The organism is Streptomyces yunnanensis (genome assembly GCF_029011865.1).
Classification (GTDB): Bacteria; Actinomycetota; Actinomycetes; order Streptomycetales; family Streptomycetaceae; genus Streptomyces; species Streptomyces yunnanensis.
The window spans coordinates 8,211,726-8,232,943 of the sequence record NZ_CP095749.1 but is presented as its reverse complement, the minus strand read 5'-3'; the positions used below and the strand labels follow the sequence as shown (position 1 = coordinate 8,232,943).

The window sequence follows — 21,218 nt, the reverse complement described above, 5'->3', positions numbered from 1 at the left end:
GAAGGTGACCGCCATGCCTCAGTACCGGCGACACGAGGACGACCAGCGGTACGGGGAACACAGGGAGTACGGGGAGCGCGAGCAGGCCCCGGAGTCCCGGCGGTCCGCCGCGTCCGGCCGGTCCGTTCTCCAGTCCGCGCTGGCGGACCTGGCCGACGTGCCGGCCACCAGCCGATGGGTGCGCTCGGGCGCCACCCGGCTGCACGTCCTGGACTACGGCGGGGACGGGCCCGCCCTGGTGGTCCTGCCGGGCATCACCAGCCCGGCCGTCACCATGGACTTCGTGGTGCGGGAACTCACCGATCTGGTGCGGCCGTTGGTGATCGACGTGCGCGGGCGCGGGCTGTCGGACGGGAGCGCCGACGACCCGGCGGACGGCGACGACAGCGACGGGCGCGGCTACCGGCTGGAGGTCTACGCCGAGGACACCGAGGCGGTGATCGAGGGGCTCGGGCTGGCCCGGCCGCTGCTGTTCGGGCACTCCATGGGCGCGCGGATCGCGGCGGTGGTCGCGGCCCGCGGCAGGGTCGCGATCGGCGGCAGCGTGCTGGCCGATCCGCCGATGAGCGGGCCGGGCCGCGGCCCTTACCCCACCACGCTGGCGGCGTTCCTCGGGCAGTTGGCGGAGGCCGAGCGGGGTACGGACGCCGAGGAGGTCGCCCGGTCATGGCCGCGATGGCCGCGTCGGGAACAGGAGTTGCGGGCACGGTGGTTGTCCAGTTGCGACCGGCGGGCGATCGCCGCCACCCACCGCGGTTTCGAGACCGAGGACTTCTTCGCCTGGTGGCCAGCGGTCACCGGCCGCACGGCGCTGCTGTACGGCGCGCAGAGCCCGGTGGTCACCGCGGCCGGGGCACAGGAGGCGCGGGCGTCCCTGCCGTCGGCCGCGGTGACCGCGGTCCCGGAAGCCGGCCACATGATCTTCTGGGACAACCCGCCGGCCGCACTGGCCGCACTGCGTGCGGCGCTGCGCCCCATGGTGGGGTGAGCGGGACGGGCCGCCCGTGGGAACCGCCCCCGGGCACCGTGATTGAGTTGCCCCATGGCTGACGAGACCACATCCTCCACTCCCGGATCCCCCGAGGCTCCCCGCACCGCCGAAGCCGGTGTGGCGATCCCGCACGCCCTGACGGCGGCGCCCGGCTATCAGGTGCGCCGGCTCTACCAGGCGTATCTGGCCGTGTGGGTGCGCGCGGTCGATCCGACGCTGACCGGGCCGCAGTTCGCGGTGCTGACCGCGGTGGACGCGACGCCCGGACGGGATCAGCGGTCGATGGCGTCGGCGGTGGCGCTGGACACCTCCACGATGGCGGACGTGGCCCGGCGGCTGGAGGGCCGGGGGCTGATAGTCCGCCGCACCGACACCGCCGACGGCCGCCGCAAGCTGCTGTTCCTGACCGAGGAGGGCGAGCGGACGCTGCACGCGGCGCGCGAGCGGACCCGGCAGCTGGACGAGCGGCTGTTGGCGCCCTACGACGCGGGGCAGCGCGCCGATGTGATGCATCTGCTGACGTCGCTGGCCGACCACTGGGAGGGCCTGGCCGGGGATTCCTGACCGGCACCCCCCAACAGCCCGGCGCCGGCGGCTACTCCGCCGGCTTCCGGGCCAACAGGTATGCCTGCGGGCCGTTCTCGTGGCCCTCGGGTTCGCGGTGCACCCGCGTCCCCACCGCGAACCCGGCCCGGCCCGCCAGTTCGGCGACCCGGTCCGGTGCCAGCCAGTAGACGTCCAGCGAGAGAGCGTGCCCGTAGGCGTGGTCCAGGTGGCGGAGTTCGTCACCGGCCTTGAAGGCGAGCAGCAGGCGTCCGCCCGGGGCGAGGACGCGGTGGAACTCCTCGAAGACCGCCGGCAGTCGCTCCGGCGGGGTGTGGATGATCGAGTACCAGGCGACGACGCCGGCGAGCGCGCCGTCGGCCAGGTCCAGCCCCGTCATCGAGCCTTCCTCGAACCGGATGTCCGGGTGCGCCCTGCGGGCCACGGCCACCATCTCGGGCGACAGGTCCACGCCGAAGACCTCCAGGCCGAGCACGTGCAGATGGCCGGTGATGCGGCCGGGGCCGCAGCCGAGGTCGGCGACCGGGCCGGCGCCGTCCGCCCGCACCAGGTCGGCGAAGGCGCCGAGCATCGCGCGGTCCATCGGCATCTCGGCGAGGGCGGTGCGCAGCAGTCGTGCGTAGTCCACGGCGACGGTGTCGTAGGCGGCCCGGACGCTGCGCAGGAAGGACGGTTCGGGCGGGGAGGTGGCATCGGAGACGGTCATGGCGGAGGACAGTAGCGCAGCCGGCGGCGACGCGTACGGCGGGTGCAAGGTGCGACCGTCCGGCATCTATTGCCTTCATGACACATGGGGTGACAACAGCAGTGCGACGGGTCTTTCTCTCCCGTACGGCCGGTATCGCGGGCGCGGCGGCATTCGGGCTCGCGGGATGCGGGCCCGACGAGGCGTCCGACGGAACCGTCCGGCTCACGGTGCTGGCGGCGAGCTACGGCAGGACCGTGGGCTCCCCGATCGTCGATCGGTGGCATGCGTTCATCGCCGCGTTCGAGAAGGAGCACCGGAACATCCGGATCGCCCTGGAGCTCGTCCCCATCGAGAAGATCGACCGGACGCTCGCCGAACGGGCCGCGGCGGGCCGGGAGCCGGACATCGCGCAGTCCTACGTCTTCGCCGACTACGCCGAGGCCGGCCGGCTCTACCGCGCGGACGACCTCTTCAGCCTCGCCACACAGGCGGACTTCTTCCCGTCCTTCGCCCGGGCCGCACCTGGCCGAAGGTCCGGGACGCCCTGCGGCGGCGGATCGGCGCCGCGGTCGAGCCCGGCGGCGATCCGCGGGCCCTGCTCAAGTCGCTCCAGCTGACGGCGGAGGAGGCCGAGGCGGCGCGGTCGGGGAACGACGCCGGGTAGCGGCGCCGGCGCCTCGAAGTGCGCCTCTTGCGGACCTCCCGGCTCCCTTCCGGGGGCGAGGTGCGACGATGGGGCCTGTCATGGATGCGGGGCACGTTCTCAGGGGGCTGCGCGCCGCGGTGTTCGCGGCGGTCTGCGTGCTCCTGGCTGCGCTCGGGCACGCGGTGATGTCGGATGCCGCGGTGCCCGGCTGGATGCTGCTCGCGGCCGGTCTGGCGACCGCGGCCGGGGCCTGGTGCTTCGCCGCACGCGAACGCGGCCCCGTGCTGGTGGGATTGCTGACCGTCGGCACCCAGGCCGCCCTGCACAGCGCGTTCTCCCTGGGGCAGGCGATGGCCGGCGCCGGCACGGACCGGGCCGCCCTCGCCCGCGCGTGGGCGAACACCTGGCTCTGCGGCGCCCAGGGGCTGTCGCTCCAGGAGATCGACGCGGCGCGGGCGCAGACCCCGATGGGGCAGCCGGACGCGACCGGGTCGATGGGCTCCATGGGTTCGATGGGCTCGATGGGCTCGATGGACTCCTCGGGCGGCATGGGTGGGACGGGCCTGTCGCACGGCGCGATGTCCCATCTGGGCACGACACACACCGATATGTCCGCCATGGGCATGCACGGCAGCGCCGGCGGCATGCTCGCGGCGCACCTGTTGGTCGCCCTGCTCAGCGCGTGGTGGCTGTGGGGCGGCGAGCGGGCGGCGTTCCGGCTCGTACGGAGCGTGTCCGCCTGGCTGTTCGCGCCCCTGCTGCTGGTGCTGCGGACGGTGCTGCCGGCGTCCCGTCCGGTCCCGCGCCCCGCCCGGCAGGAGCCGCGGTGCGCGGTACGGCAGCTGCTGCTGGCGCATGCGATGTCCTTGCGGGGTCCCCCGCGTGAACCGGCTGTCGGCTGACAGCACGGTCGAATTCCCGAGCCGGAACGACGGACGGGCACCGCGGGCCACTGCCCCGTGCCCGGTGTTCCGGCTGCGACTTCACCGGTCGTCCGCGCCGTGGCGCGGTGGCCGGATCACGCGAAGGACTCCGAAGGAATCCAGATGACGAATCCTCTCCGGATGCCGGTGGCGCCGCCGCCCGCGTCCGATTCCCGCCAGGGGGAGGGCCGCGGCGGACGCCCGGCGCTCCCCGGCAGTTCAGCCCGCCCGTCGCCCCGTCCGGAGGCCGGCGAGCAGCGCCTCGACGGCGGCCGGGGCCGCCTCGTCCTCGTGCGCGGTGGCGTCGCCGAGGGCCGTGGTCAGCGCTCGCGCCCGGGCCTCCCACCGGCGGCAGTCCCGGCATCCCGCGAGGTGGTCGTCGAGATGGTGGACGGTCAGCCCCGGGGGCAGCGCCTCGCCGTCGAGGCGGGCGGAAAGTGCCGTACGAATGCGCGAGCAGAGCATGCGCCCAGTCTCCCCGAATTGGTCCGGACCGGCGAGGGGTGGTTGTGAATGCGTGACGACGAGAGGGTCACGGGCTGGGCGCTGGCCGCCCGGGACGGCGACGAACGGGCCGTCGAGCAGTTCGTGCGGGCCACCCAACTCGATGTGCGGCGGTATGTGACGCACCTCAGCGGGGAGGCCCAGGCGGCCGACGACCTGGTGCAGGACACCTATGTGCGGGCGCTGCGGGGGCTGCCGCGGTTCGAGGGCCGGTCGTCGGCGCGGACCTGGCTGCTGACGATCGCCCGGCGGGTCGTGGCGGACCGGATCCGCACCCACGCGGTGCGCCCCCGGCTGTCGGCGACTGACGACTGGCAGTCCGCCGCCGAGCGGGTCCAGCCGCGCGGGGTGCCGGGCTTCGAGGAGGGCATCGCGCTCGCCGAGTTGTTGGCGGCGCTGACGCCGCAGCGGCGGGAGGCGTTCGTGCTCACGCAGCTGCTGGGACTGTCGTACGCGGCGGCGGCCGGGGTGGTGGGCTGTCCGGTGGGGACGGTGCGCTCGCGGGTGGCCCGGGCACGGGAGGCGCTGATCGCCCTGCTGGCGGAGGCGGAGACCGGGGCGGAGGCGGATACCGGGGCCGTGGTGTCCGCCGGCGGGGTGGGCCGGCAGCGGGCGGCGGACACCGCCCCGCGCGGCGCACCGCACCGCAGACCGGGGCCGGCTGACCTGCGGCCGCGCCGGCTCGCCGGCGCGGTGGCCTGACCGGCCGGGCGCGGCGGGCCGCTGGGGCTCATGGGCGGGCGGCGGCCGGCCCATGAGCCCCGGTGGCGCCCGGACGCCACGACCCCGTCGTCGCTACTGGCCGGGGCGTACCGCCCGGGCGGTGACGACCAGCGGCGGACTGTCCCGGAAGTGCAGGGTGAAGGTGAGGCGGTCGCCGGGGGCCAGCCGGGGCGGCGGGCTGATCATGATGTCGAGGGTGGTCGGCGTCATGGTGAGCGCGCCGCGGGCGGGGACGGTGGCGCCCTGGACCATCGCCATGGACCGGGCGTTGCGGCCGACTTCGACGTCCCGGCTGAGCATGGTGCGGTGACCGGCCGGTCCGGTGACGCCGGTCAGTACGTCGTTCGCGGTGCCGGAGTTGCGGATCGTGAAGAACGCCGCGGTGGCGTCGTTCCCGGCGGGGATCAGCACCCGGCCCTCGGCGGCGGTCAGCCGGGCGGGCGTACCGGCGTTGCCGGTGGCGGTCCAGGCGGTGAGGGCGCCGAGGGTCGCCAGGCAGGTGACCAACGGCACGGCGCCGGCGGCGAGGCGTGAGCGGTTCATACGGGTTCCCGAGTGCCCCGGGGGCGGGGCGGGTTGGCGCCGGAGCGCGGTGCGTGCGGACGGCGGCGGGAGGTGCGGTCGGCGCCCGGTGGTTGCCAGGCGCGGAGCCGCAGGCTGTTGCCGACGACCAGGAGGGAGCTGGCGGACATGGCCGCCGCGGCCAGCATCGGGTTGAGCAGCCCGACGGCGGCCAGCGGCACGGTGACGAGGTTGTAGCCGAAGGCCCAGAGGAGGTTGCCGCGGATGGTGCCCAGGGTGCGGCGGGCGAGGCGGACGGCGTCGGCGATGGCCTGGAGGTCCTCGCGGACGAGCGTGACGTCGGCGGCGCCGATCGCCGCGTCGGTGCCGCTGCCCATGGCGATGCCGAGGTCGGCGCGGGCCAGGGCCGCCGCGTCGTTGACCCCGTCGCCGACCACCGCGACCCGGCCGCCCTGCTCCCGCAACGTCGCGACCAGCGCGGCCTTGTCCTGCGGGCGGGCCTGGGCGTGCACCTCGGTGATGGCGAGCTGCCGGGCCACCGCTCGGGCGGTGGCCGCGCGGTCCCCGGTGGCCAGCACCGGCCGCAGGCCCAGCCGGCGCAGGTGGTCGACGGCGCGGTAGCCGTCGGGGCGCAGGGTGTCGCCGAGGGCGAGGACCGCCGCCGGGGCGCCGTCGACGGTGACCAGGACCGCGGTGTGGCCGGCGGCCTCGGCGGCGCGGACCGCGTCCGCCAGTGCGGCGGGCAACTCGTCGGGGTCGTCGGGCGGGCGGACCACGGTGACCGTGCGTCCGTCGATCACCCCGCGGACGCCGAGGCCCGGTGTCGCGGTGAAGTCGCCCACCGCGGCGGCCGGTTCGAGCGGCGCGTCGCTCCCGTGCTCGCGGGCGTAGGCGAGGACGGCGCGGGCCACGGGGTGCTCGGAGCCCTGCTCCACGGTGGCGGCGAGCCGCAGCACCTCGTCCGGGTCGGGGCCGTCCGCGCGGGCCGTGAAGGCGGTGACGGCCATCCGGCCGGTGGTGAGGGTGCCGGTCTTGTCGAGGACGACGGTGTCGATGCGGCGCAGGCGTTCCAGTGCCCGCGGGCCGCTGACCAGGATCCCGAGCTGGGCGCCGCGGCCGGTGGCGGCCAGGAGCGCGGTCGGGGTCGCCAGGCCCAGCGCGCACGGGCAGGCGACGACGAGCACGGCGACCGCCGCGGTGACCGCGGCCTGCGGGTCGGCACCGGCGCCGAGCCAGAAGCCCAGGACGGTGACCGCGATGGTCAGGACGGCGGGGACGAAGACCGCCGCCACCGCGTCCGCGAGCCGCTGGGCCCGGGTCTTGCCGGTCTGGGCGTCCTCCACGAGCCGGGTGATCCGGGCGAGTTGGGTGTCACCGCCCACCGCGTCGGCGCGTATCTCCAGCAGCCCACCGGAGTTGACCGCGCCGCCGACCGCCTCGGAGCCCGGCCCGACCTCGACCGGATGGCTCTCGCCGCTGATCAGGGAGAGGTCCAGGGCCGAACTGCCCGAGACGACGGTGCCGTCGGTGGCCACCCGCTCGCCGGGCCGGACCAGGAACCGGTCGCCGACCTGCAACAGGCCGATCGGCAGCCGGCGTTCGGCGCCGTCCGCGCCGCGCACCGACACCTCCTTGGCGGCGAGCTCCGCCAGGGAGCGCAGGGCGGCGCCGGTGCCGCGCCGGGCCCGGGCCTCCATCCGCCGCCCGGCCAGCACGAACAGCGGCACGCCGACGGCGGCTTCCAGGTAGAGGTGGGCGGTGCCGTCACCGGCCGCGGGGAGCAGGCTGAACGGCATCGTCATGCCGGGCGTGCCGGCCCCGCCGAGGAACAGCGCATAGCCGGACCAGCCGAACGACGCGACGACGCCGAGGGACACCAGGGTGTCCATGGTCGCGGCGCCGTGCCGGAGGCCGCGCACCGCACGGACGTGGAAGGGGGCCGCGCCCCACACGGCGACCGGGGCGGCGAGCACGAAGCAGAGCCACTGCCAGTTGCGGAACTGCCAGCCGGGCACCATCGACAGGACCAGTACGGGCAGCGAGAGCAGCGCGGTCAGCAACAGCCGGCGGCGTTCGGCGCGGGCGTCGGCGAGGTCGCCGTCGGAGCCGTCGGCGGGGTCGCCGGCCGGGCCGTTCCCGGTGGAGGGCCGGCCAGGCTCGTCCACGTCCGGTGCGGAGGCGGTGAACCCGGCGGCCTCGACGGTGGCGATCAGGTCGTCGACGGAGAGCGACGCCGGGTGGCTGATCCGGGCCCGCTCGGTGGCGAGGTTGACCGACGCGGTGACGCCGTCCAGCCGGCCGAGCTTGCGTTCCACCCGGCCCACGCACGCGGCACAGCTCATCCCGCCGATGGCGAGCGTGGTGAGCCGGTCGGCGCCCGCCGCCGGGGTCGCGACGGCGTCCGACGCGGCGCGCGCCCCGTGGTCGTGCCCGGTCATCGCCGTGCTCCCCGCGGCGGGAGGGCGGGCGCGGGGTGGGCCGCGGTCGCCGTGCCGGCCCGCGGGGCGCCCAGCGCGGTCATGCCCGCCATGCCGGGCATCCCACCGGAGTCGCCGGCCGGCTCGGTGGTCCCGGGGCGGTCGTCGGGCCGGAGGCCGGGGGCCACCGGCCCGACGGCGCCGCCCACCGCGTGGGCGAGGACGAACAGCAGCGCCAGCAGCGCGAGAAAGCCGAGGACCGAGCGGGCCGGCAGCAGCCGGAACGGGAGGACGGGAACCGGCGGCCTAAGGCGCCGGCCGCGGTCTGGTGCGGAGGTCGCGGGGGTGGTCATCGCGTCATCGTGGCAGGTGGGCGCGGGGGCGAACGGACGATCAGGGGCCGTTCGGCACGTGAGGTTTGTCCCGTCCGCCCGCCGGAACCCGGCGCCCTCGCGGACCGACTAACTGGGTTTGCGCCGCCGCCCACTTCGGCGCACCGTCCCGCGAAGGTGCTGGGCCCCCTCCCGGACGAGGGCGAACGGCCAGCGCTGCGCTTTCCGGACCGGTTGTGCGCCCGCATCGCGGCGGTGTACCCGCCCGGTGCGCGGGTGGCGATCCTCCTCCGCCGGGGCGTCCCCCCTCCCGCCCATCCCGCCCACGGAGGCGAAGCTGTCGATGTAGAGGTCGGCGCCGGAGCCCAGCAGCTTCTCCTTCGGGATGACGGCCGTGGGCCTCCCTCGTGGCCCGGCACGGGTAGTCCAGCGCGCCCCGCCTCCGGTTCCCGGGAACGCACAGGTCGTCCCGCGGGTCGCGGTCACGGCCCGGCGGTGCTGCCCTGGGGGCCGTAGAGGTCCAGGAGGCGGGTGCGGGTGCCGTGGAGGCGTTCGGCGACGGTCTCGGCGACGTAGCGGTAGACGGCGCGGCCCAGGATGGGGTCGTCCTCGCACAGGGCGCGGACGAGGGAGGCGTCGAACTCCAGGGCGTCGACGTGGCCGACGGTCTCCGCGCCGAAGTGCCAGAGGTAGGGCGGGAACAGCCAGGACCAGCCCAGGACCTCGCCCCGGCCGAGGGTCTCGACGACGGCGGCCTGGCGGCCGGGGACCCGCTGGTCGAGCGCGATCTGGCCGGAGCGGATGATCCAGAACCGGTCGGCCCGGCGGCCCTCCTCGAAGAGGCGGGTGGCGCGGGGCAGCGACACCTCGTGGCCGAGCTCGGTCAGCCGACGGCGCCGGTCCGCGGGCATGGCATCGAACAGGTGCTTGACCTGGGGCATCTCGTCCTCCATCCACCACTGTGCAGTGCCTCGCACGATATGTGGCGGATCGCAGGGATTCCGGGAATGGCCGGTCCGGCGGCCGGCGGCCGGCGGCCGGGGCGCGGTCAGGCCATCTGACGGCGTACCAGGTCGTGCAGCCGGCCGCCGGTGTCGGCGAGGAGTGCGGCGGGGGCGCCCTGCTCGACGATCCGGCCGTCGGCCATGACCAGGACCCGGTCGGCGTCGAGCACGGTGGACAGGCGGTGCGCGATGACCACGCGACTGGCGCTGAGCGCGCGGGTGCTGTCGATGACGATCCGCTGGGTCTCGTTGTCCAGGGCGCTGGTGGCCTCGTCGAAGAAGAGGATGCGCGGGCGGCGGACCAGCGCCTGGGCGATCATCAGCCGCTGCCGCTGGCCGCCGGAGATGGCGCCACCGCCGGAGATCATGGTGTGCAGCCCCATCGGCATCCGCTTGACGTCCTCGGCCAACCCGGCCATTTCGGCCGCCGCCCAGACCTCTTCCTGGGTGAACGCCTCGGCGCCGCAGATGCAGTCGAGGATCGAGCCGGTGAGCGGCTGGGCGTTCTGCAGGACCACCCCGCACTGCCGGCGGACGGCCGCCTGGTCGAGCGCGCCGAGGTCCTGGCCGTCGTACAGGACGCTGCCCCCGGACGGCCGGTCGAAGCCGATGAGCAGGCGCAGCAGGGTCGACTTGCCGCAGCCGCTCGGGCCCACGATCGCCACGAACTCGCCGGGCCGCACCTGGAGGGAGACGTCGTCGAGGACGAGCGGACCGTCCTCGCTGTAGCGGAAGGAGAGTTTGCGGGCCTCGATGGCGCCGGAGAGCACACCGGGTTGGGAGCTGCCGCCGCGGACCTCGGGCGCCTCGTCCAGCACCGGCCTGATCTGCTCGAACATCGGCAGCGCCGCGGCGGCCGAGACGAGCGCGCCGGTGATCTGGGTGACCGAGGTGAGCAGCATGGTCACCGAGGTGTTGAAGGTCAGGAAGGCGCCGGCGGACAGGGTGCCGCGGGCCGGGCCGGCCAGCAGCACGAACAGCGCGAGGGAACAGAGCGGGAGGTAGACGGCGTTGAGGACGGTGGTGAGGTTCTTGATCCGGCCGGCCTTCTGCTGGAGCTCCCGGGAGCGGGCGAACTCCCGGGCCCAGGCCGCGTAGGCGAAGGACTCCGCCGCCGCGACCCGCAGTTTGGGCAGCCCTCGCAGGGTCTGGAACGCCCGGTTGTTGAGCTTGTTGCCGAGCGTGATCAGCCGGCGCTGCCAGCGCAGTTCCCACAGGCCCAGGACGAGGAACACCGCGCCGATGACGAACAGCACGGCGAGCGCGGCGAGCGCCAGCGGCACGCTGTAGAGGAGCAGCATCACGAGGTTGACCGCGCCGACCGTGGCGGCCTGCACGGCCACCGGCCCGACACCGGCCAGCACCTGGCGGATGGCGCTGATGCCCATGGCGGCACTGGCCAGTTCACCGGTGGAGCGGCCGGCGAAGAACTTCGTCGGCAGGCGCAGCAGCCGGTCCCAGACGGCCGGCTGGAGGACGCTCTCGATCCGGCCCTCGATGCGCAGCACGGTGAGGTTCTGCAGCAGGGTGAAGGCCGCCGCGACCACGCCGGCGATGATGACGGCGAGCGCGACCTGGACGATCGGGCCGCGGGCGGCGGCCGGTACGTAGACGCCGAGGACCTTGCCGGTGGCGAGCGGGACGAGGGCGCCGAGGGCGACCGTCACCAGTCCGCTCAGGGCGAGGTTGCGCAGGTCGGCGCGGTTCCCACGGAGGCTGAAGCGCATCAGCCGCCACAGCGTGAGCCGGCGTTCGGGCAGCGGCCGGTAGAACATCACCGCGTGCGGCTCGAACTCGTCGGCGGTGTCCTTGCCGATCCGGATCCGCAGCCCGGAGGCGGGGTTGACCGCCTCGTACCGGCCGCGCCGCCACAACAGCGCCACCGGGGCACCGGACTTGGCGCGGTGGCCCACCAGGGGCCCGGCGTCGGTGCGCCACCAGCGGCCGTCGAGGCGGACCGCGCGGGTGCGGATCCGGGAGGCGAGGGCGATCCGTTCGACGGGGCTGATCCGGTCGCCGGCGGCGGCGCCCTTGGGCGGTTCGGTGAGCACGATGCCGGCGGCGCCGGCGACCTTCCGGCAGACCGCGAAGGTCAGGTCGTCGCCGGCCCGGTCGCGGCCCGCGGCGGCGCGTCCGGAGCGGTCCTTGCCGATGGACGCCAGCAGTGCCTGGTCGGCGCGTTCCCGGACGGCCTCGCCGGCTTTGATGCCGGCCGCCGCGCGGTCCTCGTGGGCGCGCTCCAGCTGCTCGATCCAGCGGTCGACGGCGGACAGCAGCCGGTACTGCTGGTTGACCATCCGCTGCCACAGCGCCGCGTCGACGAGCAAGTCGGCGGCGGCCTCGGCGCTGTAGGAGGCGCCGTACTGGACGCTGCCGGACGGCACCGGCATCCACAGGACGTCGTCGTCGGCGACCGCTTCGTCGCTGGGCCGGCCGTCCAACGGCGCTTCGAACAGCACGCCCAGACCGCGCGCGGTGCCGAGCGCGAAGGCGTGCTCCAGGGGGGTGGCCGACTGCCCGCCGTAGGTGTCGTCGGGTCCGAAGGTGCCCTCGTGACCGTACCCGCCCTGGTCGCCGTGGCCGCCGTGGTCGGCGCGGGGCAGTTCGCGCAGGGCGATCCGGCGCAGTCCGCAGTGCTGGGAGGGGCGGCCGACGAGGGTGTGCTGGGGGCCTTGGACGGGACCGAGCAGCAGGGTGCCGGCTTCGAGGCGGCCGAGGAAGTGCCAGTGGCCTTCCTGACCGGCGTCCACCGCGAACAGGTCGAGGGTGCCGCCGGTGACCAGCCACAGCACGTGCGGGCCTTCGAGCGGGACGTCGCGCAGCCCGGCGCAGTCGACGGGGGTGCCGAGGCCGCCCAGGGCGTGCGTGACCGCGTCGACGCCGTGCGGATCCGCGGCCGGTGCGGCCGGCTGCGTGGCGGATCCCGCGTCCGGGGACGGGTGTACGGATGCCACGTCAGTGCTCCTTGACCAGCTCGGCGTAGGCGCCCCCGGCGGCGACCAGCTCCTCGTGCCGGCCGCGTTCGACGACCGTGCCGTGGTCGAGCACCACGATCTCGTCGCTGTCGCGGACGGTGCTCAGCCGGTGGGCGATGATGACGCAGGCGCAGCCGCGGCGCCGCAGGTTGTCCATGATGACCGCCTCGGTCCCGGCGTCCAGCGCGCTGGTGACCTCGTCGAGGACGAGGATGCTGGGGCGCCGGACCAGCGCCCGGGCGATCTCCAGGCGCTGCCGCTGGCCGCCGGAGAAGTTGCGGCCGTCCTGTTCGACGCGGCTGTGGATGCCGTCGGGGCGGCGGGCGATGACGTCGTCGTAGAGGGCGGCGTCCTGGAGGGCGGCGATCACCGCGTCGTCCGGGATGGAGGGGTCCCACAGCGCGACGTTGTCCCGGACGGTGCCCTCGAAGAGGAAGACGTCCTGGTCGACGAAGGAGACCGAGGCGGCCAGCGCGCTGCGCGGGATGTCCGCGAGGCGCTGTCCGTCGATCCGGATCGTGCCCTCCCAGGGGGTGTAGAGGCCGGAGATCAGCCGGGAGACGGTGGACTTGCCGCTGCCCGAGCCGCCGACCAGGGCGACCTGGCGGCCGGGGCCGACGGCCAGGGAGAAGCCGGTCAGCAGCGGGGCGTCGAGCGGGCTGTAGCCGAAGGTGACGCCGTCGAGGGTGATGTGGCCCTTGAGGCGGCGGGTGCCGGCGTCCGCGTCCGGGCGGGAGTAGTGGGCGTCGGCGGGGAAGCTCTCGACGTCCTTGAGGCGGGCCACGTCGGCGGCGAAGTCCTGTATGCGGCCGGCGACGCCGTTGAGCCGGGTGATCGGTGCGGTGAAGCGGGTCACCAGGGCCTGGAAGGCGACCAGCAGACCGATGGAGATGTGGCCCTCGACGGCGCGCAGGCCGCCGATCCACAGGATCAGTGCGCTGTTGAGGGTGGCGAGGGTGGGGGCGACGACCGCCAGCCAGGCACTGGGGACGCCGAGCCGCTGCTGCTCCTCCAGCGTGGTGGCGTGCTGGCCGGCCCAGCGACGGAAGTAGCCGTTCTCGCCGCCGGTGGCCTTCATGGTCTCGATGAGTTGGAGGCCGGTGTAGGAGGTGTTGGTCAGGCGGGCGGTGTCGGCGCGCAGCTTCTGGGTGTGGGTGGCGCGCAGCCGGACCACGATCCGCATGGCGACGACGTTGAGCAGCGCGATCAGCACACCGATGACGGTGAGCTGGGGGTCGTAGGTCCACAGCAGCACCGCGTAGAGGACGACCACCACGCCGTCGACGGCGGCCGCGGCCAGGTCGCGGGCGAGGGTCTCGGCGACCGCGTCGTTGGACTGCAGGCGCTGGACGAGGTCGGCGGGCGAGCGCTGGGAGAAGAAGGTGACCGGCAGCCGCAGCAGATGGCGCAGGAAGCGGGCGCTGCTGAGGGTGGAGGAGATGATCCGGCCGCGGAGCAGGTTGGCCTGCTGGAGGCCGGTCAGGACGGCGGTGAGCACCACCATCGCGCTCATCGCGGCGAACAGCGGCCCCAGCAGCGAGGTCTGGTTGCCGATCAGGAACATGTCGATGTAGGTGCGGCTGAGCGCGGGCAGCGCGGCGCCGACGCCGACCAGCAGCAGGCTGGCGAGCAGCGCCGCCAGCAGGGTGCCGGCGGTGCCGCGCAGCCGGGCCGGCAGGGCGCTCCGCACGCTGGGCCGGCGGCCGCCCTTGCGGAACGCCTCGGTGGGCTCGAAGACCAGGGCGACGCCGGTGAAGCTGGTGTCGAAGTCCTCCGTCGGCACGAAGCGGCGACCCTTGTCGGGGTCGTTGATGTGGACGCCCCGGCGGCCGAGGCGGCGGCCCATGCCGTCGTAGACGACGTAGTGGTTGAACTCCCAGAAGAGGATGGCCGGTGCCTGGACCTCGGCGAGGGCGGCCGGCTCCATCTGCATGCCCTTGGCCGACAGGCCGTAACTGCGGGCGGCCTTGAGGAGGTTGCTGGCCCGGGAGCCGTCGCGGGAGACGCCGCAGGCGATCCGCAGTTCCTCCAGCGGCACGTGGCGTCCGTAGTGGGCGAGCACCATCGCCAGGGAGGCGGCGCCGCACTCCACCGCTTCCATCTGGAGCACGGTGGGGGTGCGCACGGACTTCTTCGCCTTGGGGGCGGCGGCCGGCGGTCTGCGGCGGCGGGTGGGCGGCGCGCCCTCGGGGCGGTGCCGTCCGCGGCCGGCGGGCGGGAGGTGCTGCGGGGGTGCCGCGGCGGCGTCGGGTGCGGTCACGAGAGCAGCCAATCGATCGGGTGCTGCGCGGCCAGGTGGACGGCGGCGGTGGCCTGGGTCATCGAGTCCAGGGCGAACGGCGGGCCGTCGGAGGTGGACCAGGCATAGCCGGTGGCGGTGGACGCGGTGTCGAGCCGGACCAGCACCGCGACCGGCTGGCCGGCGCGGGAGAACTGCTCGCCGAGCTGGCTGCTGCCGAGGAACGCGGAGATCCGCTGGCGGCTCTGGGCGGTGCGGCCGATGGCCGCGACGTGGCCGCGCAGCACGCCGAACCGCTGGGTGGGGGCGGAGGCGACGGTGAGGTCCACGGCGGCGCCGGCGGGGAGGGTGGCGGCGCTCGTGGCCGGGACGTAGAGGGTGGCCGTCAGGGGGTCGTGGGGGCCGTTGGTCCGCTCCACGGCGGCGAGGTCGGCGCCGGTGGTGACGACCGCGCCGATGGTGGCGACCAGGCTGGTCAGCCGGCCGGCGGCGAGCGCGCGGACGACGGTGGTGGTGCCCTGCACGGTCCGTATTCGCGCCAACGGGGCGCCGGCGGCGACCGGTTGGCCCTCCTCGGCGAGGACCGCGGTGACCTGGCCGGCGACCGGGCTCTGCAGGACGTAGCTGCCGCGGCCGTGGGTGAGGATGCCGGGGGCGGTGAGGGTGGCGGAGACGGTGCCGGTGACCGCCCAGACGGTCGCGGCGATCATGACGAGGACGGTGACGGTCAGCACCAGCCAGCCCTGGGGGCGGGCGAAGCGCACCGGCAGGTCGAGCTCCTCGGGCGATTGCAGCTTGGAAAGGGCCTGTTGGCGGAACTGCACGACACTCTTCCCTCAACTGCAGGGGCTGGTACGGGAGTAGCGGGAGTCTACCGCCGCCGGAGATCCGGTGGCGGTTTCCCGGCGGCGAACAGCCGGGTGCCCCGGACAACCCGGCCGGAACCGGGTTGTCCGGGGCACTCGGTACGGCAGATCGGCAGGGAGGGGGCGCCGACCGCCGTCACGACCGTTCGTCGCCGACCGTGCCGCGCGGCGGCACAGGGGCGGCTCGGATCAGAGACCGGCGGTCGCGCCGCCCACGATGCCGTTGGCGTCGAGACCGGTGGTCTGCTGGACCAGGCCGGTGGTGGTGGCGAGGACGCTGCCGACCGGGGCGATCGAGCCGACGGTGGTGGTGACGGTGCTCAGCACGCCGCCGACGAGGCCACCGGACACGTTGTCCAGGTCGGCGTCGGAGATTTCCTGGGTCTGCACCTGGGCGTTGTTCATGATGTTTCCCTTCGGATCAATATCAAGAAAAAACAAGCGAAACGGGCCGTCCGGTGGGTGACCCGTCCGCGGCCACGGCAGTCCGGCCCCCGATATCGGGAAGCCCCGGCGACTTCCGCGGTGCGATGGATCAAAGCATGCGGGCGGGTTTCCCTGCTAATCGGATGAGTGGCGATCCGGACGCGACCGCGCCGCGAAATTACCGGACGTGTACGTGCGTCCATGGCTTGATCGAAGCATCTTCACATCTCCTCCGGTTTCTTTCCCGTCGAAGGGTCGTTGCGACACCCGCGGAATCGGGCATTCCGGAACTAGACCGTCGCCCACCAGGGCAGCCGCGTGACCCGAAACCCGGAAGCGTGTGCCGGCTGCGCATTCGGTGTGCAGATTTCCTGGAGGTCACCGAACTTAACGTCCGGCTGACGCGCCGGCCCGCCGAGAAGTCCGATTCGCGTTTCCGCAGTACGGCCGGGATGTTGCCCAGGTTTTAACCGAACATGATTGCCCTTGACTTCCCGTGCACTAATGACCGGAATCATCACGGCTATTGCCCCGTCATTCCGATGGAAACGGATCGAGCATCCAGAGAACGGACATATTCGCATAACTGCGGTAGGGGGCATTCGCCGGCCCGGCCGCGGTGGCGGCCGCGCCCCGCCCGGTGCACGGTGAGGAGGTGGATCCCGTGGCGGCGCTGGAGCGGATCGCGTTCCTGCTGGAGCGGCAGGGGGCGGTGACGTACCGGGTGCAGGCGTTCCGCACGGCGGCGTCGGTGCTCGACGGACTGGCCGCGGAGGAACTGCGCGAGCGCGCCGGGAACGGGACGCTGGGGCGTCTGAAGGGGCTCGGCCCCAAGACGACCCGGGTCGTCGAGGAGGCACTGGCCGGGCAGCAGCCCGCCTATCTGACGCGGCTGACGGAGGAGGCCGGCGGCCCGCTGGTCGAGGGGGAACGGGGGCTGGCGCTGCGGCGGGCCCTGCGCGGCGACTGCCATCTGCACTCGGACTGGTCGGACGGCGGCAGCCCCGTCGAGGCGATGGCCAGGGCCGCCCGCGACCTCGGCCACGACTGGTGCGCGCTGACCGACCACTCCCCCCGGCTCACCGTCGCCCACGGGCTGACCGCCGAGCGGTTGCGGCGGCAGCTGGACGTGGTCGCCGAGGTCAACGCGCGCCTGGCGCCGTTCCGACTGCTGACCGGCATCGAGTGCGACATCCTCGACGACGGCTCGCTGGACCAGGAACCGGAGCTGCTGGGCCGGCTCGACGTCGTGGTCGCCTCGGTCCACTCCACGCTGCGGATGGACCGGCGGCCGATGACCCGGCGGATGCTGGCCGCGGTCGGCAATCCGCTGGTGGACGTCCTCGGCCACTGCACCGGCCGACAGCTCACCGGCCGGCTCCGCCCGGAATCGGCGTTCGACGCCGCGGAGGTCTTCGCGGCCTGCGCCGAGCACCGCACCGCGGTGGAGATCAACTGCCGCCCGGACCGCTTCGACCCGCCGCGCCGCCTGCTGCGGCAGGCCCTGGACGCCGGCACCCTCTTCGCCGTCGACAGCGACGCGCACGCGCCCGGCCAGCTGGACTGGCAGATCTACGGCTGCGCCCGCGCCGAGGAGTGCGGCGTCCCCGCCGACCGGATCATCACCACCTGGACGGCCCGCCAGCTGACGACCTGGACGCGGACCGGCCGCACCCCGCACGGGGCCGGCGGCTGACCGTCCGGAGCCGGTCCGGGCCCCGGACCGGGACCACTCGCCTCAGCCCTGCGCGGACGCCGCCGTGCGCAGCGCCGCCAACACCGGGCGGAACAGCGGATGGTCCTCCGCGCCGCGGCGGACCGCGGCGAAGACCCGGCGGGTGGGCGGGGCGCCGTCGACCGGTCGCACCACCACACCCCCGAGGTCCATCCCGCGCAGCGCCGAGCGCGGCACCAGGGCCACCCCGACGCCCGCCGAGGCCAGCGCCACCACCGCCCGGAAGTCGTCCGAGGAGTGCGTCAGGCGCGGCCGGAACCCGGCGTACTCGCAGGCCAGCACGACCACGTCATGGCAGGGATTGCCGGAATAGGGCCCGATCCAGGGGTCCTTGGCGAGCCCGGCCAGCGGCACCGCCGCCGCCCCGGCCAGCGGATGCCCGGGCGGCAGCACCGCGTCGAACGGCTCGGCGTAGAGCGGGACCCGGGTCAGCCGGGGGTCGTCCGCGTCCGGCGCGCCCCGGTACTCGACGGCGACCGCCACGTCGACCTGCCGGTCCAGCACCATCAGCAGGCTGGCGTCGCCCTCCGCGTCCTGGACCCGGACCCGGATGCCGGGTGCGGAACCGGCGAGTTCGGCCAGGGCCGGGGCGAGCACCAGCGCGATGCCGGTCGCGAACGCCGCGACGGTCACCGTGCCGGCCTCCCCCTTGTCGTACGCCGCCAGCTCCGCCTCGGCGCGCTCCAGCTGGGCCAGCACGGCGTTGGCGTGACCGAGCAGGATGTCGCCCGCGGCGGTCAGCCGGACGCCGCGGGCGCCGCGCTCGACGAGGCGGTGGCCGGTCTCCTGCTCCAGGGCGGCCAGTTGCTGGGAGACCGCCGAGGGCGTGAGGTAGAGCGCGGCGGCCGCCGCCGTCACCGTGCGATGGTCGGCCAGCGCACGCAGGATGTGCAGCCGACGGGCTTCGATCATGGTTCCAGTTTCGCAGGGTTCGGCGGGGTTCTGTGCCCCGGAACCCCGCGGTCAGCCCGCCAGGGCGGCGCGGGCGGCCACGAAGGCGTCCACCGCGCGGTGCACGTCCTCGGTGGAGTGGGCCGCGGACAGCTGGACGCGGATCCGGGCCTCCCCCTTGGGGACCACCGGGTACGAGAAGCCGATGACGTACACCCCGCGCTCCAGCAGCAGCTCGGCCATCCGAGCCGCCTCGGCCGCGTCGCCGATCATCACCGGCGCGATCGGGTGCTCGCCGGGCAGGATCGCGAAGCCCTCCTCGGTCATCCGGGAGCGGAACAGCGCGGTGTTGGCGTTGAGGCGTTCGCGCAGGTCACCGGCGGACTCCAGGAGATCGAGCACCTTCAGCGAGGCGGCCGCGATCACCGGCGCGAGCGAGTTGGAGAAGAGGTAGGGGCGGGAGCGCTGGCGGAGCAGGGCGACGATCTCGGCGCGCGCCGCGACATAGCCGCCGGAGGCGCCGCCCAGCGCCTTGCCGAGGGTGCCGGTGATGATGTCGACGCGGTCCATCACGCCGCACAGCTCGGGGGTGCCGCGACCGCCGGGGCCGACGAAGCCGACCGCGTGCGAGTCGTCGACCATGACCATCGCGCCGTAGCGGTCGGCCAGGTCGCAGATCTCCCGCAGCGGCGCGAGGTAGCCGTCCATCGAGAACACGCCGTCGGTGACGATGAGGGTGCGCCGGGCGCCCTCGGCGTCCTTCAACTGCCGCTCCAGGTCGTCCATGTCGCGGTTGGCGTAACGGAGCCGGCGGGCCTTGGAGAGCCGGATGCCGTCGATGATGGAGGCGTGGTTGAGGGCGTCGGAGATGACCGCGTCCTCCGGGCCGAGCAGGGTCTCGAAGACACCGCCGTTGGCGTCGAAGCAGGAGGAGTAGAGGATGGTGTCCTCCTGGCCGAGGAAGCCGGAGATCCGCCGCTCCAGCTCCTTGTGCACCTCCTGGGTGCCGCAGATGAAGCGGACCGAGGCCAGGCCGTAGCCCCAGCGGTCCAGGGCCCCGTGGGCGGCAGCGATGACCTCGGGGTGGTCGGCCAGGCCCAGGTAGTTGTTGGCGCAGAAGTTGAGGACCTCGCCGGGACGGCCTCCGGCGGTGACCGCGACGGTGGCGGACTGCGGGGTGCCGATGACCCGCTCGGGCTTGTGCAGTCCGGCGGCGCGGATCTCGTCGAGGGCGGTGCGCAGATCGTCGCGTACGGCGTCGAACATGGGGTGGTGTCTCCTTAGGCGGGGTCGAGGTCGGGCGACGGGAGGGCCGGCCGGCTGGCGGCGCCGTCATCGGGGGTGGCCGGGCTCAGGCGCTCCAGTCGAGGATGACCTTGCCGCTCTGGCCGCTGGCCGCGTCGGCGAAGGCGGTCTCGAACTCCTGGTAGGGGTAGCGGCCGGTGATCACGGGGGCGAGGTCGAGGCCGCCTTCCAGCAGCACCGACATCGCGTACCAGGTCTCGAACATCTCCCGGCCGTAGATGCCCTTGATCGTGATCATGGAGGTGACGATCCGGGACCAGTCGACCGGGAACTCCTCGGCGGCCAGGCCCAGCACGGCGATCCGGCCGCCGTGCGTCATGTTGCCGATCATGTCGCGCATGGCCTCGGGGCGGCCGGACATCTCCAGGCCGACGTCGAAGCCCTCGCGCAGGCCCAGTTCGCGCTGGCCGGCCTCGATCGAGGTGTGAGCGACGTTGAGGGCGAGGCTGACGCCGACCTTGCGGGCCAGTTCCAGGCGCTGCTCGCTGACGTCGGTGATCATCACATGGCGGGCGCCGGCGTGCCGGGCGACCGCCGCCGCCATGATGCCGATCGGTCCGGCGCCGGTGATCAGGACGTCCTCGCCGACCAGCGGGAAGGAGAGCGCGGTGTGCACGGCGTTGCCGAACGGGTCGAAGACCGCGGCGATGTCGAGGTCGACCGGGACCCGGTGCACCCACACGTTGGTGGCGGGCAACGCGACGTACTCGGCGAAGGCGCCGTCCCGACCGACGCCCAGGCCGACGGTGGCGCGGCACAGGTGGCGGCGGCCGGCCTGGCAGTTGCGGCAGCTGCCGCAGACCAGGTGGCCCTCGCCGCTGACCAGGTCGCCGGGCTTGATGTCGGCCACGTCCCGACCGGTCTCGACGACCTCCCCGACGAACTCGTGGCCGACGGTCAGCGGGGTCCGAACGGCCTGCTGCGCCCAGCCGTCCCAAGCCCGGATGTGCAGGTCGGTGCCGCAGATGCCGGTGCGCAGCACCTTGATCAGCACATCGCCGGGGCCGATCGTCGGCTCCGGCACGTCCGTCAGCCAGAGTCCCGGTTCCGCCTTCTGCTTGACCAGTGCCTTCACCGCATCGGCTCCCGTACGTGAATGAGTGCTGTGACATCACGGGGACCCGGTGCGGCCCGCCGATCTCGGCCAGAAATCTTCCGTACGACGGCCTCCGGGTCCATCGAGGTTTTCTTAATCGCGCCCTCAGATCACCTTTACGGCCCATCCGTCACAGGAGTGCGCAGCCTTCACATCACTCGCGTGGCGGCTCACCGGCACGGCCGCGCCACGAGCCTCTCCGGGAAGGTCCCCGCGGTCTCCAGGACCATCCGGGCCTGCGCGTCCGGCCGCCCCGGACAGCGGACGTGCGGTCCCCGGGCGTCGACGGTGCCGGTGCCGGTGCCACAGTCTGTCGGCAGCGGGACGCGCGCGGTCATGGGGGCGCCTCCACCCCGTTCGGACACCGGGGG

General features: G+C 74.2%; 21 protein-coding genes. 7 read left to right on the top strand and 14 right to left on the bottom strand.

All coding sequences use genetic code 11. The features are described from left to right. Positions 1 to 4: 4 nt before the first annotated feature. Both MOV08_RS35965 and MOV08_RS35960 read left to right on the top strand, forming a co-directional pair. On the top strand, positions 5 to 988 hold the full coding sequence (locus MOV08_RS35965) for an alpha/beta fold hydrolase (RefSeq protein WP_275310396.1): 984 nt from the start codon (positions 5 to 7) through the stop codon (positions 986 to 988). A 54-nt stretch (positions 989 to 1,042) separates the two neighbouring features. Continuing rightward, the gene (locus MOV08_RS35960; RefSeq protein WP_073448116.1) at positions 1,043 to 1,555 is read left to right on the top strand and encodes a MarR family winged helix-turn-helix transcriptional regulator; all 513 of its coding nucleotides are present in this window, start codon (positions 1,043 to 1,045) and stop codon (positions 1,553 to 1,555) included. Positions 1,556 to 1,586: 31 nt separating this feature from the next. Here the strand turns inward: MOV08_RS35960 and MOV08_RS35955 are convergent, their stop codons facing one another. Next, positions 1,587 to 2,261, bottom strand: a complete 675-nt coding sequence (locus MOV08_RS35955) for a class I SAM-dependent methyltransferase (protein WP_275310395.1) — start codon at positions 2,259 to 2,261, stop codon at positions 1,587 to 1,589. A gap of 89 nt (positions 2,262 to 2,350) precedes the next feature. Between MOV08_RS35955 and MOV08_RS35950 the strand changes: the two genes are divergently transcribed. Beyond that, the gene (locus MOV08_RS35950; RefSeq protein WP_275310394.1) at positions 2,351 to 2,860 is read left to right on the top strand and encodes a type 2 periplasmic-binding domain-containing protein; all 510 of its coding nucleotides are present in this window, start codon (positions 2,351 to 2,353) and stop codon (positions 2,858 to 2,860) included. Positions 2,861 to 2,987: 127 nt separating this feature from the next. Then, positions 2,988 to 3,791, top strand: coding sequence for a PE-PGRS family protein (locus MOV08_RS35945; protein ID WP_275310393.1), 804 nt, complete (start codon positions 2,988 to 2,990; stop codon positions 3,789 to 3,791). Between the two features lie 240 nt (positions 3,792 to 4,031). On the opposite strand, the gene MOV08_RS35940 is transcribed toward MOV08_RS35945, so the two are convergent. Then, the gene (locus MOV08_RS35940) at positions 4,032 to 4,277 is read right to left on the bottom strand and encodes a zf-HC2 domain-containing protein (protein ID WP_067354778.1); all 246 of its coding nucleotides are present in this window, start codon (positions 4,275 to 4,277) and stop codon (positions 4,032 to 4,034) included. 48 nt (positions 4,278 to 4,325) lie between these two features. Here MOV08_RS35940 and MOV08_RS35935 point away from each other — a divergent pair, with 48 nt between their 5' ends. Beyond that, entirely contained in the window at positions 4,326 to 5,018 is a 693-nt protein-coding gene (locus MOV08_RS35935; protein WP_275310392.1) for a sigma-70 family RNA polymerase sigma factor, read from the top strand. A 93-nt stretch (positions 5,019 to 5,111) separates the two neighbouring features. Here the strand turns inward: MOV08_RS35935 and MOV08_RS35930 are convergent, their stop codons facing one another. The 3 genes from MOV08_RS35930 to MOV08_RS35920 all read right to left on the bottom strand — a co-directional run bounded on the left by MOV08_RS35930 (position 5,112) and on the right by MOV08_RS35920 (position 8,331). Beyond that, positions 5,112 to 5,582: a copper chaperone PCu(A)C gene (locus tag MOV08_RS35930; protein ID WP_039638467.1), complete on the bottom strand. Its 471-nt coding sequence runs from the start codon at positions 5,580 to 5,582 to the stop codon at positions 5,112 to 5,114. Next, on the bottom strand, positions 5,579 to 7,903 hold the full coding sequence (locus MOV08_RS35925; RefSeq protein WP_420834314.1) for a heavy metal translocating P-type ATPase: 2,325 nt from the start codon (positions 7,901 to 7,903) through the stop codon (positions 5,579 to 5,581). The genes MOV08_RS35930 and MOV08_RS35925 overlap by 4 nt, the downstream gene beginning before the upstream one ends. 92 nt (positions 7,904 to 7,995) lie before the next feature. After that, entirely contained in the window at positions 7,996 to 8,331 is a 336-nt protein-coding gene (locus tag MOV08_RS35920) for a hypothetical protein (protein ID WP_275310390.1), read from the bottom strand. Between the two features lie 9 nt (positions 8,332 to 8,340). Here MOV08_RS35920 and MOV08_RS35915 point away from each other — a divergent pair, with 9 nt between their 5' ends. Beyond that, positions 8,341 to 8,826 (top strand): L-tyrosine/L-tryptophan isonitrile synthase family protein, encoded by a 486-nt coding sequence (locus MOV08_RS35915; protein ID WP_338057300.1) that lies wholly within the window; start codon positions 8,341 to 8,343, stop codon positions 8,824 to 8,826. Here MOV08_RS35915 and MOV08_RS35910 read toward each other — a convergent pair. The 5 genes from MOV08_RS35910 to MOV08_RS35890 form a co-directional block, all read right to left on the bottom strand. After that, positions 8,793 to 9,251 carry a cyclic nucleotide-binding domain-containing protein gene (locus MOV08_RS35910; protein WP_039638465.1) on the bottom strand — a complete coding sequence of 153 codons (459 nt, stop codon included), beginning with the start codon at positions 9,249 to 9,251 and terminating at the stop codon, positions 8,793 to 8,795. The two genes, MOV08_RS35915 and MOV08_RS35910, sit on opposite strands and share 34 nt — an antisense overlap. A gap of 107 nt (positions 9,252 to 9,358) precedes the next feature. After that, positions 9,359 to 12,268 (bottom strand): NHLP bacteriocin export ABC transporter permease/ATPase subunit, encoded by a 2,910-nt coding sequence (locus tag MOV08_RS35905; protein ID WP_420834240.1) that lies wholly within the window; start codon positions 12,266 to 12,268, stop codon positions 9,359 to 9,361. Position 12,269: 1 nt separating this feature from the next. Beyond that, positions 12,270 to 14,549, bottom strand: a complete 2,280-nt coding sequence (locus tag MOV08_RS35900) for an NHLP family bacteriocin export ABC transporter peptidase/permease/ATPase subunit (protein WP_039638463.1) — start codon at positions 14,547 to 14,549, stop codon at positions 12,270 to 12,272. Beyond that, positions 14,546 to 15,352 carry an HlyD family efflux transporter periplasmic adaptor subunit gene (locus MOV08_RS35895; protein ID WP_275310388.1) on the bottom strand — a complete coding sequence of 269 codons (807 nt, stop codon included), beginning with the start codon at positions 15,350 to 15,352 and terminating at the stop codon, positions 14,546 to 14,548. Before MOV08_RS35895 ends, MOV08_RS35900 begins: the two co-directional genes overlap by 4 nt. 231 nt (positions 15,353 to 15,583) lie before the next feature. Beyond that, positions 15,584 to 15,799 (bottom strand): type A2 lanthipeptide, encoded by a 216-nt coding sequence (locus MOV08_RS35890; protein ID WP_275310387.1) that lies wholly within the window; start codon positions 15,797 to 15,799, stop codon positions 15,584 to 15,586. A gap of 676 nt (positions 15,800 to 16,475) precedes the next feature. On the opposite strand from MOV08_RS35890, the gene MOV08_RS35885 reads away from it, so the two are divergent. Next, entirely contained in the window at positions 16,476 to 17,516 is a 1,041-nt protein-coding gene (locus MOV08_RS35885; RefSeq protein ID WP_039642297.1) for a PHP domain-containing protein, read from the top strand. Between the two features lie 42 nt (positions 17,517 to 17,558). Here the strand turns inward: MOV08_RS35885 and MOV08_RS35880 are convergent, their stop codons facing one another. From MOV08_RS35880 to MOV08_RS35865, 4 genes are all read right to left on the bottom strand, one after another. Further along, a complete protein-coding gene (locus tag MOV08_RS35880) occupies positions 17,559 to 18,467 on the bottom strand; it encodes a LysR family transcriptional regulator (protein ID WP_039638460.1) in 909 nt (302 codons plus the stop codon). Positions 18,468 to 18,518: 51 nt separating this feature from the next. Next, complete coding sequence (locus MOV08_RS35875; RefSeq protein ID WP_235092654.1) at positions 18,519 to 19,712, bottom strand: glycine C-acetyltransferase; 1,194 nt, start codon at positions 19,710 to 19,712, stop codon at positions 18,519 to 18,521. A gap of 85 nt (positions 19,713 to 19,797) precedes the next feature. After that, the gene (tdh, locus tag MOV08_RS35870) at positions 19,798 to 20,826 is read right to left on the bottom strand and encodes an L-threonine 3-dehydrogenase (RefSeq protein ID WP_039638458.1); all 1,029 of its coding nucleotides are present in this window, start codon (positions 20,824 to 20,826) and stop codon (positions 19,798 to 19,800) included. A 191-nt stretch (positions 20,827 to 21,017) separates the two neighbouring features. Beyond that, positions 21,018 to 21,185 (bottom strand): hypothetical protein, encoded by a 168-nt coding sequence (locus MOV08_RS35865; RefSeq protein WP_275310386.1) that lies wholly within the window; start codon positions 21,183 to 21,185, stop codon positions 21,018 to 21,020. Between the last annotated feature and the right edge of the window lie 33 nt (positions 21,186 to 21,218).